The sequence below is a fragment of the Aquifex sp. genome, from assembly GCF_056494385.1.
This window is the reverse complement of sequence record NZ_JBSLZM010000113.1, coordinates 15,890-31,461: the sequence shown is the minus strand read 5'-3', so window position 1 is coordinate 31,461 and position 15,572 is coordinate 15,890. Positions and strand designations below refer to the sequence as shown.

Here is a 15,572-nt window from a genome sequence, read left to right as displayed (position 1 = left end):
GATAGAAAGAATACAGAGGCTAATATGAAGCTACTTTTATTACTCATTACCCTTCTTTTTGCCTTCGGCGGAATAGCCGAAAAGTATGAGCTTTACGCAGAATTCCTGAAAACCAAAGATGTAAATCTCGGCAATGAGTTACTAAATAAATACCCAGATGCTCCTTTCAGAAACGAACTCATATACGAGCTTATACTCCTTTACGATAAAAAAAACGATAAGAAGAATATCTTAAGACTCGTAAAACTTCTCAAACCGGATGAACTTGAAGAAGAGAAGGCAAGAAACTTAAGGAATATTTACGAAAAATATAAATTAAGTGTGAAACCCCTTGCCTTAGCATATCCCTATATATTCACCGATAAGCTAAAAGATTTCAGATTTTCTGAAGAGGAAAAAAAAGAAATAGTGAAAAAACTATTCCGGAAGAGACTATACAAAGAAGTAGTTAAATTATCTTCCGATTGTGTTCTTAAAGGAAAAGCTCTTTACCGCTTAAGAAAGGTTGAAGACTCAATAAAGGTATTAAAAAATTGTAGAGAAAAGGAAGCAAAAGAAACCCTTCTATACATATACCTTAGATTTGAGGAGTTTAAAAAGATTAAAAAGCTCGTTGAAGAGAACCCTTTCCTTAGTTTTACCGCAGGAAAGGAACTCCTTGAGAGAGGAAAAGTAAAAGAAGCACTGGAGTTTTTAGAGAAAAGTGAAAAAGAGGAAGGAAAATTTTACCTCGGGCTTGCATACTACCTTCTTAAAGACTATGAAAAAGCCATCAACTATTTTTTAAATTACTCTCCCGAAGGGAAATTTAATAAGGCAAAGAAACTTTTCTGGGTTTTCAAAACTTACGTTAACCTCGGAAAGGAGGAGATAGCTTACAAATACCTTAGCGAGACTGCGAAGTATGAGAATTTTTACGGGGCGGTTGCAAGGAAAATCCTCGGGATGGAAGTGTACAGGGACGTAATGCTTACGGACATATCTCCTCCGAACCTCTTTTATGAACTTAAAAAAATTTATGAACTCGGATTTTTAAAATACATGCGTTATGAGGCCTTAAAAAATATTGATGATATCTCTAAGGGGGATATTTTACTTCTCCAAAGCTTAGACCCCTACATATCAATAAGGCTTGCAGTAAACAAATACGGAACTGAGTCCGAGGTATACAGATATGTTTCCTATCCAACCCCTTACAGGGAGCTTGTCAAAAAAGCTTCTGAGAGGTTCGGGGTTGCCGAGGCGTTAATATACGCGATAATGCGTCAAGAGAGTTTATTTGACCCCTTGGCGGTATCTTACGCAGGAGCCAAGGGATTGATGCAGTTGATGGATTACACGGCAACGTGGAAGGCAAAAAGGCTCGGAATAAAGATAACAAACATATTTGAACCCGAGCTGAACGTCTTTTTGGGAACTGCGTACTTATCTTATCTCTTTGACGTTTTCGGTGATGACTTGGTAAGGGTGATAGCCGCTTACAACGCCGGACACAACACGGTAAAGAAATGGAGGAGATACGAAGATGATTTTTTATTTATAGAGCTGATACCCTATGACCAGACCAAAAGGTATACAAAAAAGGTTTTATACAACTACTACGTTTATTCTGAAAAGTTAGAATAGCTTCTCGGACTCCTCAAGTTCCTCAACGGGTCTTCTGCCCGCAAACCCTTCGTTCAACTCGTGCCAATACATAATGGTCTCCTCATCCTCTTTCCAGCAAAGCCATATGTACCTGCCTTCATGTTCCGAAAGAAAGTCAACGAGCAAAGGTTCTATTCCTTTAATAACTCCGCCGAGCTCCTCTATCCTCGCAAGATGTCTCTTTATCTGAGCTTCTATCTCCTTTATTCTTGTCTTTAAATACATCTGTTCAAGCTCGTCCTCCTGGGAGGAGAACTCTTCGTAGAGCCTTCTAAGTTCTTCCTTTTTATACTTAATATCCTCAGCTATCGGCTTTATTTTTACGAGCAACTCTCTTGCTTCCCTTAAGGTAAACACCTTCATGATTAGAAATTTACCTCCCTTTATAAAAAGGTTTATGAGGTAAGGCAAGGAACCTTAAGGCTCCTTAGGTAAGTTTGTCTGGGAGTATTCGTTCCAAGAACCGTCGTAAAGTCTTACCTTGTCCGTAAGACCGAGGTAGTATCTGATTACGTAGTAGGTAGCTGCTGACATAAGACCCTGACCGCAGTAAAGAACTACCTCTTTACCCTTTCCTATTCCCAAGCTTTCGTAAAAGATGCTTATATCTTCCTTCGGCCTTAGAAGGTAATACTTCTTTCCGTACTTGTTAACCCTTTCTTCAAAGTCCCTTTTCCAGAACCTGTTTACCGCTCCCTTTATATGTCCGAGCCTTTTCCAGAATCCGGCCTTTCCCTCGTAAAGCTCGGGTGTTCTTGCGTCAAGAAATACTACGTCCTTCCTATTTAAGGCCATCTTTACGTAGTTAAGGTCTGCTCTTATTGAGTCGTTAATTTCGTAAATCCCGTAAACCTTCGGATTTATTTTTGGATAGTCCTTGGTAGTCGGGAGGTCTTTGTCCTTCCAGTGGTTAAAACCTCCGTGAAGAACGTAAACCTCGGGGTGTCCTATGTAATCCAATCCCCAAGCTACGTAAAAGGGTATAAACGTTCCCTCGGCGTCGTAAAGAACTACTTTTGTGTTTCTATCAATCCCCATTCTTTCAAGCTTTTCTACGAATAGGTCAACGGGTATGAAAAACGCGGGAGTTCCCCTGTTAGGAAACCTAAAGGCCTCAAAGTGTATCCATTGAGCTCCCGGAATGTGCTCCTTCCAATACTCTTTTATACTTTTCCTAAGGTCCAGAATAACAACGTTCTTTTCCTTCTTAATCATTCTGTAAAGCTCTTCGGGAGATATAAGATTTATCTTTGCAAAGGTAAAAGCTACCGCTATAAGAAGTATTGCAAGCACTCTCATCTTTCCCACCTCCTTTCTAAGGAATTATATGGCTCTTTAATTTTATTTTCAAATAAAAAATTTTTGCAATTTTAACAGTTTTTTCACGGGAGGTATATAACAACGTCACCCTTTCCGTTCAGCTTTGCCTGACAGGAGAGCCTTTCCTCTTCGGGGTTCATACCGTTTTCTTCAAGGGTATCCTTCTCTTCAAACTCCGGTGGATAAAGGTTTTCCGAACCTGAGAGTATAATAACCCTACAAGAAGTACACTGGCCGTGTCCACCGCACGCACTATCTATTTCTATACCGTTTCTATAAAGAACCTGCATTATGGTTTCATTCTCTATACCTTCAAAAGCCATATTTATGTTTGTAACAACAATCCTCGGCATCTCTACACCCTCAAAGCTCTCCATATATTTTCCGCAAGTTCGTCCACGTAAGACATTAAGGGTTTCTCAAGTAAACTCTCGTTATATAAAAAAACTATACCTCCGAGAGGACCCATTACAGTGACGAAGGCCGTAAAGAAGTCCTGATTTCTGAAAACACCTTTCTCAACTCCGTCACTTACAAATATGGTTATTTCAGTCACTACGTCACTCACACAGGCAAACCCCTCACACCCATCCCTGAAAACCTCTCTGTTCACAAGGTAAACCTTTAAGAAGTAATTAATAAGCTCGGGCTCTTCTATTGCGGTCTCAAGAAAATTTTTTACGAGAAGTTTTGTTTTCTCGTAAAAGTCAACGTTTAGTTCGTTAACCTTTCTCAGTTTTCTTCCGAGAAGCTTTGATGTGTATATCATTATCTCCTTAGCCAGTTCCTCCTTTGAAGGAAAGTAGTTGTATAAGTTCCCAACACTCATATTTAAGGCTTTTGCTATGTCGGGCATTGTAGTATTATGGTATCCTTTCTGGGCAAAAAGCTTGCACGCGGTTTTTATTATCTTTTCCTTCTTTTCTTCTTTAAGCCTCTCCGTGTTTGCATATCTGGGCATAGGAAATAATTTATAAATTAAAACAGTTAAAACTAAAAGTAAAAATCAACGGATACATAAAACTTGAGTTTTGAAAAAGCGATTTTTTTCTCATCCAGGGCATAAGCAACGTCACCCCTAACAAGTCCGACAGGGGTTCTCAAACCTACAGAGAAACCTACATCCTTCTTCATGTTTTTATACAGAGAGGGAAACCTGTTTTCAACCTTTCCGAATTCCGAGAAAAATATAAGCTCAATACTCTTCCTTATAAGTAGGTAAATTTCAGGGTTTATATAAAGCATTTGTCTTTTTCCATAAGGTGAACCAATACTTTCGTAGGAGTACCCTCTCATATTGAAGTATCCACCCAGGAAAAATCTATCAAATACGGGAGCTCGCTTTGAAACATATCCGTAAGAAGTTTTTATTCTTATACCTGTTCTATCCTCAACTAATACCTTTTTTAGCCTAAAGGATAGATTAAACCTGTAGTAATTTCTCTTTCCGTAAGTCTTACTCAATGAAACATTTAATACACCTTTCCTTAAAAAGGATAGGGATAACTTTGAGAAATTTCCCTTTATACTTTCCGCACCTTTGGTTTCAGCAATGAAGTTTGTGAACGAAAGGGAAATAATGTTAAAGGGATTTAATCTATAACCGAGGGTTGTTGAGTAACCCTTTGAGAAGAGCTCATAGCTGTTATGTTGGGCGTAATTTTTAAACAGATTAAGTTCTCCGAGAAAGTGTCTTGAGAATAAGAATTTATCCCTTAAGAATACTTCATATTCTTTAAACTTCGAGCTTACCGAAGCCCTCACACCGCTCATAAGCCCTACACCTAAAAGGTTTCTTAGGGTCACTCCGCCTGATAACTTAATCCCCTCAAAGGTGCTGTAGCCTGCCGAAAGCTCAAGCAATCCCCTTTTTGCCTCGTTTACGTAGAGGAACCTGTGAACCTTTTTTCTTTTTCTGTCTATGTAGTTATCAAGCCTTACACTCCTGAAAATTCCGCTTTCCATTAAGTTCCACGTACTTTCCTCTTCATTTTCCTTTGAGAAATGCATATCTTTAACGAGCATGTAATTAATCTCCCTAAATGTAGTCTTTTCAAGACCGTATATTAACGTGTAGCCGTAAGTATACCTTTTTCCCCTGTTTATACTTATCTCGTAAAACAGTATTAACTTATCCCCGTTCCATATTCTTATAATCTTTGTCAGGACTATACCGTCAAAATATCCTTTCTTTCTTAATTTATTTATTACACTTTCGTAAACTTCTTCAATTATTTCCCCTTTAAAGGGAGACGGCAAAGAGGAATTGATTTTCTCTTCTAGTTTTTTAAAGTCCTTATCCCTTATCCTTATACCACCGAGTATATATCTAAAACCTTTCGTAATTTTTATATCTACAAAAATCCTTTTTTCCTTTCTGTCAATCCTTTCTTTAACTTGGTGAGTTGCTCCTAAGTATCCTTCTTCCCTTAGTTTTTGAATCTTTTTATCTATAAGCTTCTGTATAACTTCTCTATCGTAAGGTATTGTATATCTTTCACCGTTCAGGTTTATATAGGCAAGATACCTTTTCCCCTCATCTACGCTAAAGGTAGCGATATTGTTCTTAAACTCGTAATCAACCTTTACGTCAAAAAAACCTTTTTCCTTGTAAAGTTTTATAATTTTTTTCTTAAAGTTTTCTAAAACAAATATATCAATTCCTACAGCTTCACTGTCTAACAGTGAAAGGAGTTTTTTATCCGAGAAAAAAAGGTTCCCCTTTATTCTTATCAGGTATTTATTACCTTCGTAGACCTCATATACGGGAATGCCAACCTTTGCATCCCCTAAGAGTGCTTTTAAAGTTGCGAGAGGATGGTTAACAAGGTTTGATAAACCTATTGAAAGTTGTCTTAAAAAGTTGTTGGTCCTGGGAAATAAAGCTTCCGTAAAACGCCTTTTTATACTTTTCCTTTTCAGAGTTTTAAAAAATACAAAACTTTCGTAAAACCCTTTTTTCCTGTAAAAGTTTTCTAACTTTTCTTCAGCCCTCTCAACGTCCTTGAAGTTAAAAACCTTACCAACGATTAAACCCGAAACCTTAAGGAGTTTTTTATTTCTGAAACTTTTCACACCGTTAAACTCCGCCCCCCCAAAAAAGTAAAGGTTATTTTCCTTGACGTTAACTTTTACGTATGCTTCTCCTTCGGCATTTACGTAAATCTTTACTTTAACCTTAGCTCCTAAAAAACCTTTGTTTATATAAGCTTCTCTCAGAATACTTTCGTAAATCTTTTCATTTTTTGAGTAAAGTATTCCTCCCTCTTCAATACCGAGAATGTTTTTTACGTCTTTGTCCAGAAAAAATACGTTACCTTTTATCGCTATTTCCTTTATTATCGGGTATCTCTCCACGTATAGGTAGAGTTTATCCCCGACAATTTTGTACTTTACCTCCTTTATTTCCGGAATCTCTTTTAAGATTTTTATAATTTCTCTGTAGTTGTCCTTATTTATGATGGAAATTATATTGTTCCTCCTTAAAGGATAATTTGATTTTAGGATAACTTCAAAGGCAAATAGAGGAAGACCCAGGAAAAGGACCAGCATAACGGCTAACATACTGCCCTATATTTTAAGACCCATGGAAAAGTTTAAGAATTTAATTATATTAGAATATACTAATAGTCTAAAAGGAGGTTTGTGCGATGACGATGGATAGGCTATTGAGACTTACCTCCGGAACCGTTCTAATGATAGTGTTCTTACTCGGAATACTTCCCGCTAAGGACGTTCACTGGTTCTGGAAGGCTTTTATAGTGTTTATGTCTCTAAATCAGATTCAGTCCGCCTTTACTAACTGGTGCCCGGTAATGAGCTTGTATAGGGCTATCGGGGTTAGGGAGTGTAAGTGTTAAATCCCTTTCTCCCTTAAAATATTATCTTAATGTTAATCAAGCATTTTGAAGACAGGGATTTATTTTACAAATTTCTTAAGGAAAGGGTAGGCGTATTTTTCAAAGAGGCTGATTTAAGAGCTTTTGAGGGAATTTTTCATTGTGTATACCTTGAACGCATAAGCTTACCTCCGAACATTATACACGAAGTAGGAAGAAAGAGCTGTGTGAAGGTTTTCTACAACGAGGGAAGGTGTGTAATCTGCGGTTCCGAGGCAAATATAAGAGATTTTTGTTCAGAAATAACGAAACATAAGGAGGGGAAAACCCTTGCTAAAGAAATTCTTGAGGCGTTGATAAGGTATAGAAAGAAGTATTTTCAATTAAACTACAACAAAAAAATACTCCCTCTCGGATTAAAAACTGCGGTTATGGGGGTTTTAAACGTAACTCCCGACAGCTTTTCCGACGGCGGCTTATACCTTGAACCATCAAAGGCTGTAAAAAGAGCTGTTCAGATGGTAGAAGAAGGTGCGGAAATAATAGACATAGGGGGAGAGAGCACAAGGCCAGGTTCCGAAAGAATAACCGCAGAAGAAGAAATAAAGAGGGTTTTACCCGTTTTAAGAGAGGTAAGAAAGGAGCTTCCGGATGTTTGGATATCTATAGACACCTACAAATCCGAGGTTGCAAAGGTATGTTTAGATGAAGGAGCAGACATAATAAACGACATTAGCGGGGGAGCCTTTGACGAGAATATGTTTAAGGTTGTGTCTCAATACAGGTGTCCTTACGTGATAAACCATATAAAGGGAAGACCGGAAACTTGGAAGAGTGAACCTATAATTTACGATGACGTAGTCGGGGAAATAATAGGTTTCTTTAAAGAAAGAATAAGAAAGTTAAAAGAGAAAGGCTATATGGAGGAAGAAAAAATAATCCTTGACCCGGGAATAGGCTTCGGTAAGCTTCCCGAACATAACGTGGAGATACTCAAGAGGTTTTCCGAGTTTAAGATTCTCGGGAAGATACTTATGGTTGGTGTTTCAAGAAAGTCCTTTATAGGTCTTATACTTGAGGGATTTTTAAATAGAAAAACGGAACCCAAAGAAAGACTTTTTGGAAGTCTCGGTGCTTTAGCATCTGCCGTTTTGGGAGGAGCTCATATAGTGAGGGTTCACGATGTTAAAGAGACCAAGGAGTTTTTAGCCCTTCTTGATGCGGTAAGAACTTACGATGGAGTTTAGTCTCATTAAAGAATTCTTCGGGTGGAGAGATGCGGTAGATATTATAGGATTAACAGTATTTTTCTACCTTTTTATACGCTTTCTTTACGCCGCAAAGGGTCTTTACCTTTTAAGGGTTATAATACTGTTTGGACTTTTATGGACTTTTGCAGAGGTTCTTAATCTTACAACGCTCTCATGGATATTTGAAAAACTTTGGACTATTCTCCTGTTCACCCTGATAGTTATCTTCCAGCCCGAGATAAGGAGAACTCTGGCAAATATAGGGAGAAGAGCTAAGGTTCTCAAGATAAAAGAATACGAGGAGCGTTCGATAGACAGGCTTGTTAGAGCCTGTAGGTTCATGGCTGAAAGACAGATAGGTGCTTTAATAGTTATAGAAAGGGAACAGAATATAGAGGATTTGCTTGAGGGATGTATTTACATAGACGCTTACATATCGGCGGAACTGATAATAACGATTTTCTATCCGCTTACTCCCCTTCACGATGGGGCCATCGTAATAAGGGACGATAGAATAGCCTTTGCATCTTGTGTTCTTCCTCTTTCCAAGAACCCGGAACTTCCGAAGAGATACGGAACCAGGCACAGGGCTGCCGTGGGAATAACAGAACTTAGTGACGCTGTCGCTATTGTTGTTTCCGAAGAAACGGGTGAGATATCAGTTGCGGTTGAGGGGAACCTTGAAAAGATACTAGACCCTGAACTTTTAAAGGATAAACTCTTTAGTCTTTTAGGGGTTAAAGATGAGTCGTAGAGAAGAACTAAAATACTTACTGCTTTCCTTTATCCTCGGAATATCCATATGGCTTGCTGTGAACTTCGGTGAGAGACTTCCCCTTGATATAACAAGGTTCGTAGAGTTAAAAAATAAAAAAGAAGGATACATATATGAAATAAGTCCTCCTTTCGTTGACGTTACACTCCTGGTCTCCAGAAAACTCCTTCAGTCTAAGCTCATAGAAAGGGTTAGAGTTTACATAGATGTTGGAAGCCTTAAGGAGGGTATGCATAGGGTAAGGGTGATAGCAACTACGCCTATACCTATTCTTATAGAACCAGTTGCCATAAACCCCTATTACGTAAGGGTTAAGGTGCTCAGAAGAGTCTCAAGATAATTTCTGCTTCAAACATCCCCTTTCCCGTGTTATCTATGAGTCTGGCCGATTCAACCTCACCACCTTTTGAGAGCTTATCGATGAAAAATATTAATTTATTGAAGTCAGCGTTCTTTATTCTTAACTTATATCTTCCATCTTCATACACTAACTCCTTTACATCAACTCCAAGCCTTTTTGAAATGTTCCTTATATACTCTTCAGTTAATGTTATTTTTTCTACGCCGCTTGCGTTGTAGAGCTCAAAAAGAAAGTTTTTAAACGCTAAGTATTCTTTATTAACAAAGTTTCTAAAATTCCTGAAGTCTTCAATAAAGTAATACGTGTAGAGAAGGAATAAGGTAAATGTAAAGAAAATAATTAGGTTTTTCGGAAGTGTCATTTTAACACCACCTCAAACTCGTAATTTCCTTCCGGTGTTTTTCTTATTCTTTCAGGTTTTATTGACTTTATCTTCTCTTCATCAGCTTCACCTATAATTTTTAATACTCCCATTTTATACTCAATTCTGTATATCCTTACTCCTTCAGGTAAGCTGTTAAAGAGTGTGTAGAGCTTCTTAAAAAACTCCCTACCTTTTCTAGTTTTCATACTCTTTAGCTGTTCTTCTACTAAAACAGCCGGAACATTCGGGAATTTTTGAGAAAATAGACGTTTTTTCTCTTTATTTATTTCAAGAACTATTTTCTTTTTGAGGTAATCCTTCATCGGGAAATAAGATACAAAGAAAAGGGTTGCTAAACCTGTTAGAAGTAAGAGTGCTTTCTGTTCCGAGGGTGTTAGCTCAAGCTTTCTGAACTCAGGAGAAGCATCTTTAAAGACGTATTTAAGTGAAGCACCGAAGGCTGAGTTAAGTTCCGGTTCGCAGTATGGATTTCTAAGAACTTTAAAGAACTCCTCAATTTCTCCGGTTTTACTTCCTCCACCGCTCAGTAAAACTTCCTCACCTTTCCAGTTAAACCCTGAACTTTCAAGGATTTCTTCAAATGCTTCTCTTACGTTTCCCTTCTCTCTTAGGAAATCCGCTCCTTTTAGGACAACCCTGTAAGCTTTTATCTCGTAATCTTTTACCTCAACAAATGTAGTTTTCCTTCTTCCTACGTCAACTATCTTTAGACTGCTTTTTTTTAGAACTCTTGATAGTCTGGCCAAGGAAAATATTTCACAGTCCAGGGCGTAGTAATCCTCGGGAGGATTAAAGTCTTTTACAAATACTACATAGTAATAACCCTTTTGAACTTTAAAGTCCCATAAACTAGCACCGTATTCTTCAGCCTCGTAAGAGAGGGATTCTTTAAGGTCCGAGGTTTTTAACTCCTCTTCCAGTTTTTCCTTCTTTAAGAAGCAAAGGTGCGAAGGTATGACGTATATCTTTTTTCCCTTCTTTTTAACCGGTTTCCACGTTTTCTTCAAAAGGGAGTAAGATATGCTGAACCACTTATCTCCGTCTATCCCCGTGTATATCATTTTTTCTCTTCAAGATTAGACTTTATCAGCTCAAGAAGTAAGAGAAGTGTTTTCTTAACGTCCTCCTTGTTCTTTGCAGATATACCTATAACAGGGATACCTTCCTCCTCGTATATGTCAAGAGCCGTTGCAACATCTTGGGGAGACCAAGCGTTAGGAAGGTCTTGCTTGTTCGCCGCAACGACAATAGGTATGGGAAACCTACTTTGAAAGAAGTTTATTATCCTTCTCGCCTCGTGAAAGGTTGATGGATCCGTGCTGTCCACCAAAATTACAACACCGAGAGCTCCCTTTCCCAGAATGTCCCACATAAAGTTAAAGCGAATTTGCCCGGGTGTTCCGAAAAGGTATAACTCATGCTCATCATCTATTTTTATCTTTCCGAAGTCCATGGCAACCGTTGTTGAATTCTTCTTTTCCTTCTCCTTTGTATGAGTTATCTTCCTTTCTGTAGTTACAGGTTCTATCTCACTTACGGTCCTTATAAACTCCGTCTTACCGGCTGCAAAAGGCCCTGCAACAACTATTTTTATCTTCTTGGTGTCATTCTCCTTCATAGCTTCTTAATTTTCTCCATAAGTTTTGCAAGAAGGTCAAGGGATATGGAAGGTTTTCTCTCTAACCTTTTCCTCTTTCTCCTTATAGCTCCTATTGATAAAAGACCGTAAAGAGTCCTGTAAACCTTTAGTTTATCCAGCTTACTTTTTTCTAAAATATCCTTCACGGTGTTCTTTCCGTCTACCAGGTCAAGAATTAGTTTTTCCTCTTCCGTTAGCCCTGCTTTTTCCGCTTTCTTTTCCCAATCGGGAGCCTTTTCAAAAATCAGGAGCTCATCGGATATCTTTCTTTCCGATTCTTCTAAGGTTAACCTTCTCGCTGCTTCCATTATTATGTATTCCGCCGGGTAGTATACAGGAACATCATCGGTGTAATTAATGAAACCTTTTGTGAAAGAAAAAACACCATCCCTATTATCAAGTCTTGGGAATAGAAACTTCTTTAGCGTCTCCGCTAGATTTCTTTTATTTAGTCTCAGTTTTTCTAAAAGTTTCTCAAAATCCCTGTCCGTATAAACTCTGAATACCTTATCCACGGGACGTGCAAGGACAACCTCTCCGTCTTTTATATAGTAGGCTACGGTCATATCTTTCCACTCAACTATTAAGACACCGCTCTTCTTATCCGACTGTAAAACCTGTAGAATGTCCGCAAAGCTGAAGGATTTTAGGTCTCCCGTGAGCGTCATCTTTTAGATTAGCTCCTTAAGCTTTTCTTGAGCTTTCCTTATCTCCATGTATATGAGTCCGAGCTTTGCATCTGCGTTTGCAAGAGTGGTTAGGACCGCATCTCTTCCTATTCCGGTTATCACTATGTAACCGTTATCTCCCTTTATGGTTATCTGTTCTAAAGTTCCCTTTTTCAGTTCCTCAACAACCCTTTCACCTAAGGAAAGTATAGCCGCACTCATTGCCGCCACCTTATCTTCCTCCGCATCCGGAGGAAGAACCGAAGCTATAGGAAGCCCGTCAAGACTTACGAGCGTAGCCCCTTCTATGCCTCCGGCTTTTATCAATTCCTGGAGAACAGCTTCATACTTGTCCATCTATTCCCTCCACTATTTGAAAAATTCTAAATCGGTTTTCATCTTCACAAGAACTGTTTTTACCATTTCTAAGTTCCTTTTTATGCCTTCTATATCAACTTCTTCTTCCAGGTACATATCCATGTTTTTTATATAGTCTTCAATCTCGTTTGTCATTTCTTCAACTCTTTTTATTCTATTGTATATCTCCTCAAGGGATTCCTTAAGAGCTTCCCCGAGAGCTCCAACAGGGTCAAGACCGGAGGGAATGTTATCTAAGTCAAACTCACCCTCCTTTAATTTTTCAACAACGTCTATAAGTTCAGCTGTTTTTTCCATGGCCTCCGTATGTTCTTCCTCAAGCTCCCTTATTCTCTTTTCACAACTTCTTTTTAGGTCTATAAGCGTTTTCTCTATGTTTACAAGAATCTCTTTCATCTCTTCGTATATGGGTATGGGAATTATTTCTCCCTCTATATTTTCACTTTCGTTAATCAACAGAGATATGTAATACAGTTTTCCGAGCGTCTGCTCAAACTTTTTGCTCACTATATAGGTTACAATCCCCGAGAATAATAAAGAATAACCGAGAGAAATAAATAAGGCCCTAAACGTTTCAAGTGAAAATACAAAATACAGAATAAGGAAGGTAGAGGAAGATTGAATTATGAATAAAAGAAAGAAAAACCGTAAAAGTTCATCCGCTAAAGAGACTTCCTTTACCGCTTTTATCTTACTTTACCTCCTCAAACTTTCTCAAACCTTATAAGTTTTATTTTATCAACACTTTTCTGGAAGGATATGCCTAACTCGGAAAATTCCGTAAGTTTTGATAGATGAACGTATCCTTCTATTACTTTCATCGCATACTGTTCATGTATACCTTTCAGGTAGTTGAAAATATTCTCTTCAAAAATTGCGTTTCCTACGTATCCCCTCTGGAGCGTTGAGACGTGGTATATAAGCTCAAACTTCTTTCCGTATTGTGCCAGCTGTTCTAGGTCTCCGTTTAAGGCTTTCTGAACGATGTCGTCGGGAAGCTCACCGAAGTAAGCCATGTATAGTGCTTTGGGTTTATACTTCTCAAGGGAAGGTATTAACTCTTTTCCTCCCTCCATATACCAAGCTTTTTTCCCGAGAATCCTGAGGCCTGTCACGAGAGCCCCTGCAAAAATCGCACAGAGCTGGGAATTTTCCATAAACACTACACCCACACTGTCAAAACCGTTCCTTGCAAGAAGCTTTGCAGTTGCGTAAGCAACGTTAAGCCTCGGGTTTACGGTTCCGGGATCTATAAACTTATTATCCTCTTCCTTTCCGAAGGCTATTCCCTTAGCAAAAGGAAGAACCAGTGAAGCCTTTATAAGCTCTCTTCTATTCATTGTTCTCCACCTCCTTCAAGTTCAGTTCTCTTTTCATAGCTATTTTACCTGTCCTCGCCATCTCCTTTATACCGAAAGGTTTCAGAAGCTCAATCATAGCATTTATCTTGTCCTCATCACCCGTTACCTCTATGGTGTAGGTATCGGGGGATACATCAACAATCTTTCCCCTAAATATCTCCGTTATCCTTAATACCTCATCTCTTGCTCTTGCGGAAGGGGTGTAAACCTTTATAAGTGCGAGTTCCCTCTCAACGTGGGGAACGTCCGTGAGGTCCGAAACCTTTAACGTGTCTATTAATCTCCTTAGCTGTTTTACTACCTGTTCAATAACTATGTCGTCTCCGATAACCTCTATCGTCATCCTTGATATACCCTTTTCATGTGTCTCTCCCACCGACAGGCTTTCTATGTTGTATCCCTTTCCCGCTATGAGAGTTGCAATCCTTGCAAGAACTCCCATCTCGTTTCTCACCTTAACGGTTATTATGTGTTTTCTTATGTTTCCCTTCCTGATACTCCTGGTCTTTGGTGTCTTAATTACTTCAAGGTCTGACTTTCCTATTGTATCCGCCATCTCTACCTCCTTGAGAGATAATTTAATCTTCCTTATTTATAATTTCCCTTAAATATTTAACGAGGTTTTTATCAATCTTATAACATTCACCTTTTATCTCGTAAACGGGTACAACCTCTATGAGTGAATTTAATATAAAAACGTATTTTGCGTCCCTGAGAAAGTTTAGGCCCATTTTTTCCTCTCTTGCTCCGATATTTTCGGAGATTGTGTCTATCGTTGTTCCCCAAAGGAGTCCGCTTTCTCTTGCGGGTGTGTAAAACTTTCCGTTTTTATAAACTAAGATATTTGCGGAAGAGGTCTCGGTTAAACACTCTTCCTCGTTTAAAACTATAGAATCGTAGAAGCCTTCCTTTCTTGCCTCTCTCTTTACCAGAACGTTAAAGAGAAAGTTAGTAGTTTTGTGGTAAAAAACCGGATTTTTTGAGTGCCTTCTTAATGAGGAAATGCTTAATTTTACACTATCCGGAACTTTCGGAATGGGTTTGACTACAACTTTTGTTTTATACCTCTCGGGATAATCTCCGTAGTAATCGTTTCCCTCAAAGAAGAGCAAGAACTTAACGTATAAATTTTTCTTGCCTTTCGTGTTTTCTTCTATTTTTCTTAAGAAGTCCTCGTAAGAGGGGCAGGGGTAAGAAAAAAAGTTTGCAGAGTTTTTCAGTCTTTCGTAATGTTTTTTCAGCTTTTTGTTTTCACCTTTCCAGTTTATAGTCTCAAAAAGTCCCTCTCCGTAAAGAAGTGTTCTGTTCATTTGAGTTCTTCGTCCATATGTATCCTTGAGGGGACCACACCCCTTTGACCTCTATACTTTCCCGAATAGACCTTTTCAGGTTTTTTATCAAGTCTTGCAAACACGAGCTGGCATATCCTCATACCCCTGTAGAGCCTTATGGGACTGCTATTTGCGTTAAAAAGTTCTAAGGTAATCTGACCCTCAAATCCCGCATCAACCCATCCCGCATTTTCTATAAAGAGGCCGAGCCTCCCGAGGGAAGAACGTCCTTCAACAAATGCGGTTATATAAGGCGGAAGCTTGATATACTCAAGAGTTGTCGCAAGTAGAAACTCCTTAGGTTTTATCTCAAAAAACTCCTCAAACTCAATTATCCTAATGTTTTCTACGGGTTTTTTGGGATCTATAAACTCTACTTTTTCGTAAACAGCTATCTGGTTACCGAGCCTGAGATCCAGAGATGAACACTGAACCTGGGATTGTTCAAAGGGATCAACCTTCAGCTCACCTCTTTCTATAAGCTCTTTAATGGTTCTGTCGGACAGAATCATCCTAATTCATATTTATATACAAAGAATCTAGAGTATTTATTTCAACCTGTCCGACGTTATTCTAAGTCAGTTCCTTTTATTTTACGGAGAGAAATCATTATTAACA

Annotated in this window: 20 protein-coding genes; 5 read left to right on the top strand and 15 right to left on the bottom strand. The window is 38.5% G+C overall.

Features of this window, described 5'->3' with window-relative positions:
- Positions 1-1,626, top strand: a 1,626-nt coding sequence (locus ACWB1W_RS08385; RefSeq protein WP_479370916.1) for a lytic transglycosylase domain-containing protein, incomplete at its 5' end; no start/stop codon positions are given.
- Here ACWB1W_RS08385 and ACWB1W_RS08380 read toward each other — a convergent pair.
- The 5 genes from ACWB1W_RS08380 to ACWB1W_RS08360 form a co-directional block, all read right to left on the bottom strand.
- Positions 1,618-2,010 carry a DUF2203 domain-containing protein gene (locus ACWB1W_RS08380; protein ID WP_479370915.1) on the bottom strand — a complete coding sequence of 131 codons (393 nt, stop codon included), beginning with the start codon at positions 2,008-2,010 and terminating at the stop codon, positions 1,618-1,620. The two genes, ACWB1W_RS08385 and ACWB1W_RS08380, sit on opposite strands and share 9 nt — an antisense overlap.
- A gap of 54 nt (positions 2,011-2,064) precedes the next feature.
- On the bottom strand, positions 2,065-2,946 hold the full coding sequence (locus ACWB1W_RS08375; RefSeq protein ID WP_479370914.1) for a sulfurtransferase: 882 nt from the start codon (positions 2,944-2,946) through the stop codon (positions 2,065-2,067).
- 83 nt (positions 2,947-3,029) lie between these two features.
- Positions 3,030-3,344, bottom strand: a complete 315-nt coding sequence (locus tag ACWB1W_RS08370; RefSeq protein ID WP_479370913.1) for a 2Fe-2S iron-sulfur cluster-binding protein — start codon at positions 3,342-3,344, stop codon at positions 3,030-3,032.
- A complete protein-coding gene (locus ACWB1W_RS08365) occupies positions 3,323-3,928 on the bottom strand; it encodes a TetR/AcrR family transcriptional regulator (protein WP_479370912.1) in 606 nt (201 codons plus the stop codon). The genes ACWB1W_RS08370 and ACWB1W_RS08365 overlap by 22 nt, the downstream gene beginning before the upstream one ends.
- Before the next feature lie 32 nt (positions 3,929-3,960).
- Entirely contained in the window at positions 3,961-6,519 is a 2,559-nt protein-coding gene (locus ACWB1W_RS08360) for a POTRA domain-containing protein (RefSeq protein WP_479370911.1), read from the bottom strand.
- 98 nt (positions 6,520-6,617) lie between these two features.
- Here ACWB1W_RS08360 and ACWB1W_RS08355 point away from each other — a divergent pair, with 98 nt between their 5' ends.
- Genes ACWB1W_RS08355 through ACWB1W_RS08340 form a run of 4 tightly spaced genes read left to right on the top strand, consistent with a single transcriptional unit; the run spans position 6,618 to position 9,171 of the window.
- The gene (locus ACWB1W_RS08355; protein ID WP_479370910.1) at positions 6,618-6,827 is read left to right on the top strand and encodes a YgaP family membrane protein; all 210 of its coding nucleotides are present in this window, start codon (positions 6,618-6,620) and stop codon (positions 6,825-6,827) included.
- Positions 6,828-6,856: 29 nt separating this feature from the next.
- On the top strand, positions 6,857-8,053 hold the full coding sequence (gene folP, locus ACWB1W_RS08350; RefSeq protein WP_479370909.1) for a dihydropteroate synthase: 1,197 nt from the start codon (positions 6,857-6,859) through the stop codon (positions 8,051-8,053).
- Complete coding sequence (cdaA, locus tag ACWB1W_RS08345) at positions 8,043-8,810, top strand: diadenylate cyclase CdaA (RefSeq protein WP_479370908.1); 768 nt, start codon at positions 8,043-8,045, stop codon at positions 8,808-8,810. Before folP ends, cdaA begins: the two co-directional genes overlap by 11 nt.
- Positions 8,800-9,171 (top strand): hypothetical protein, encoded by a 372-nt coding sequence (locus ACWB1W_RS08340; RefSeq protein ID WP_479370907.1) that lies wholly within the window; start codon positions 8,800-8,802, stop codon positions 9,169-9,171. Before cdaA ends, ACWB1W_RS08340 begins: the two co-directional genes overlap by 11 nt.
- Here the strand turns inward: ACWB1W_RS08340 and ACWB1W_RS08335 are convergent.
- From ACWB1W_RS08335 to dcd, 10 genes are all read right to left on the bottom strand, one after another.
- Positions 9,152-9,553, bottom strand: coding sequence for a hypothetical protein (locus ACWB1W_RS08335; protein WP_479370906.1), 402 nt, complete (start codon positions 9,551-9,553; stop codon positions 9,152-9,154). The two genes, ACWB1W_RS08340 and ACWB1W_RS08335, sit on opposite strands and share 20 nt — an antisense overlap.
- Complete coding sequence (locus tag ACWB1W_RS08330) at positions 9,550-10,638, bottom strand: type IV pilus biogenesis protein PilM (protein WP_479370905.1); 1,089 nt, start codon at positions 10,636-10,638, stop codon at positions 9,550-9,552. Before ACWB1W_RS08330 ends, ACWB1W_RS08335 begins: the two co-directional genes overlap by 4 nt.
- Positions 10,635-11,195 (bottom strand): GTP-binding protein, encoded by a 561-nt coding sequence (locus tag ACWB1W_RS08325; RefSeq protein ID WP_479370904.1) that lies wholly within the window; start codon positions 11,193-11,195, stop codon positions 10,635-10,637. Before ACWB1W_RS08325 ends, ACWB1W_RS08330 begins: the two co-directional genes overlap by 4 nt.
- Complete coding sequence (locus ACWB1W_RS08320; RefSeq protein ID WP_479370903.1) at positions 11,192-11,884, bottom strand: DUF4388 domain-containing protein; 693 nt, start codon at positions 11,882-11,884, stop codon at positions 11,192-11,194. Before ACWB1W_RS08320 ends, ACWB1W_RS08325 begins: the two co-directional genes overlap by 4 nt.
- Before the next feature lie 3 nt (positions 11,885-11,887).
- Positions 11,888-12,241: a roadblock/LC7 domain-containing protein gene (locus tag ACWB1W_RS08315; RefSeq protein WP_479370902.1), complete on the bottom strand. Its 354-nt coding sequence runs from the start codon at positions 12,239-12,241 to the stop codon at positions 11,888-11,890.
- Positions 12,242-12,253: 12 nt separating this feature from the next.
- The gene (locus ACWB1W_RS08310) at positions 12,254-12,769 is read right to left on the bottom strand and encodes a hypothetical protein (RefSeq protein WP_479370901.1); all 516 of its coding nucleotides are present in this window, start codon (positions 12,767-12,769) and stop codon (positions 12,254-12,256) included.
- Positions 12,770-12,966: 197 nt separating this feature from the next.
- Complete coding sequence (locus tag ACWB1W_RS08305) at positions 12,967-13,602, bottom strand: hypothetical protein (RefSeq protein ID WP_479370900.1); 636 nt, start codon at positions 13,600-13,602, stop codon at positions 12,967-12,969.
- On the bottom strand, positions 13,595-14,179 hold the full coding sequence (ilvN, locus tag ACWB1W_RS08300; protein ID WP_479370899.1) for an acetolactate synthase small subunit: 585 nt from the start codon (positions 14,177-14,179) through the stop codon (positions 13,595-13,597). The genes ACWB1W_RS08305 and ilvN overlap by 8 nt, the downstream gene beginning before the upstream one ends.
- Positions 14,180-14,201: 22 nt before the next feature.
- Positions 14,202-14,933 (bottom strand): aminotransferase class IV, encoded by a 732-nt coding sequence (locus tag ACWB1W_RS08295; RefSeq protein ID WP_479370898.1) that lies wholly within the window; start codon positions 14,931-14,933, stop codon positions 14,202-14,204.
- A complete protein-coding gene (dcd, locus tag ACWB1W_RS08290; protein ID WP_479370897.1) occupies positions 14,930-15,466 on the bottom strand; it encodes a dCTP deaminase in 537 nt (178 codons plus the stop codon). Before dcd ends, ACWB1W_RS08295 begins: the two co-directional genes overlap by 4 nt.
- Positions 15,467-15,572 lie beyond the last annotated feature (106 nt).

Excerpts from the sequence above, each read along its gene's own strand:
- ACWB1W_RS08380 (WP_479370915.1), bottom strand. The coding sequence starts at position 2,010 with ATGAAGGTGTTTACCTTAAGGGAAGCAAGAGAGTTGCTCGTAAAAATA.
- ACWB1W_RS08375 (WP_479370914.1), bottom strand. The coding sequence starts at position 2,946 with ATGAGAGTGCTTGCAATACTTCTTATAGCGGTAGCTTTTACCTTTGCA.
- ACWB1W_RS08370 (WP_479370913.1), bottom strand. The coding sequence starts at position 3,344 with ATGGAGAGCTTTGAGGGTGTAGAGATGCCGAGGATTGTTGTTACAAAC.
- ACWB1W_RS08365 (WP_479370912.1), bottom strand. The coding sequence starts at position 3,928 with ATGCCCAGATATGCAAACACGGAGAGGCTTAAAGAAGAAAAGAAGGAA.
- ACWB1W_RS08360 (WP_479370911.1), bottom strand. The coding sequence starts at position 6,519 with ATGCTGGTCCTTTTCCTGGGTCTTCCTCTATTTGCCTTTGAAGTTATC.
- ACWB1W_RS08355 (WP_479370910.1), top strand. The coding sequence starts at position 6,618 with ATGACGATGGATAGGCTATTGAGACTTACCTCCGGAACCGTTCTAATG.
- folP (WP_479370909.1), top strand. The coding sequence starts at position 6,857 with ATGTTAATCAAGCATTTTGAAGACAGGGATTTATTTTACAAATTTCTT.
- cdaA (WP_479370908.1), top strand. The coding sequence starts at position 8,043 with ATGGAGTTTAGTCTCATTAAAGAATTCTTCGGGTGGAGAGATGCGGTA.
- ACWB1W_RS08340 (WP_479370907.1), top strand. The coding sequence starts at position 8,800 with ATGAGTCGTAGAGAAGAACTAAAATACTTACTGCTTTCCTTTATCCTC.
- ACWB1W_RS08335 (WP_479370906.1), bottom strand. The coding sequence starts at position 9,553 with ATGACACTTCCGAAAAACCTAATTATTTTCTTTACATTTACCTTATTC.
- ACWB1W_RS08330 (WP_479370905.1), bottom strand. The coding sequence starts at position 10,638 with ATGATATACACGGGGATAGACGGAGATAAGTGGTTCAGCATATCTTAC.
- ACWB1W_RS08325 (WP_479370904.1), bottom strand. The coding sequence starts at position 11,195 with ATGAAGGAGAATGACACCAAGAAGATAAAAATAGTTGTTGCAGGGCCT.
- ACWB1W_RS08320 (WP_479370903.1), bottom strand. The coding sequence starts at position 11,884 with ATGACGCTCACGGGAGACCTAAAATCCTTCAGCTTTGCGGACATTCTA.
- ACWB1W_RS08315 (WP_479370902.1), bottom strand. The coding sequence starts at position 12,241 with ATGGACAAGTATGAAGCTGTTCTCCAGGAATTGATAAAAGCCGGAGGC.
- ACWB1W_RS08305 (WP_479370900.1), bottom strand. The coding sequence starts at position 13,602 with ATGAATAGAAGAGAGCTTATAAAGGCTTCACTGGTTCTTCCTTTTGCT.
- ilvN (WP_479370899.1), bottom strand. The coding sequence starts at position 14,179 with ATGGCGGATACAATAGGAAAGTCAGACCTTGAAGTAATTAAGACACCA.
- ACWB1W_RS08295 (WP_479370898.1), bottom strand. The coding sequence starts at position 14,933 with ATGAACAGAACACTTCTTTACGGAGAGGGACTTTTTGAGACTATAAAC.
- dcd (WP_479370897.1), bottom strand. The coding sequence starts at position 15,466 with ATGATTCTGTCCGACAGAACCATTAAAGAGCTTATAGAAAGAGGTGAG.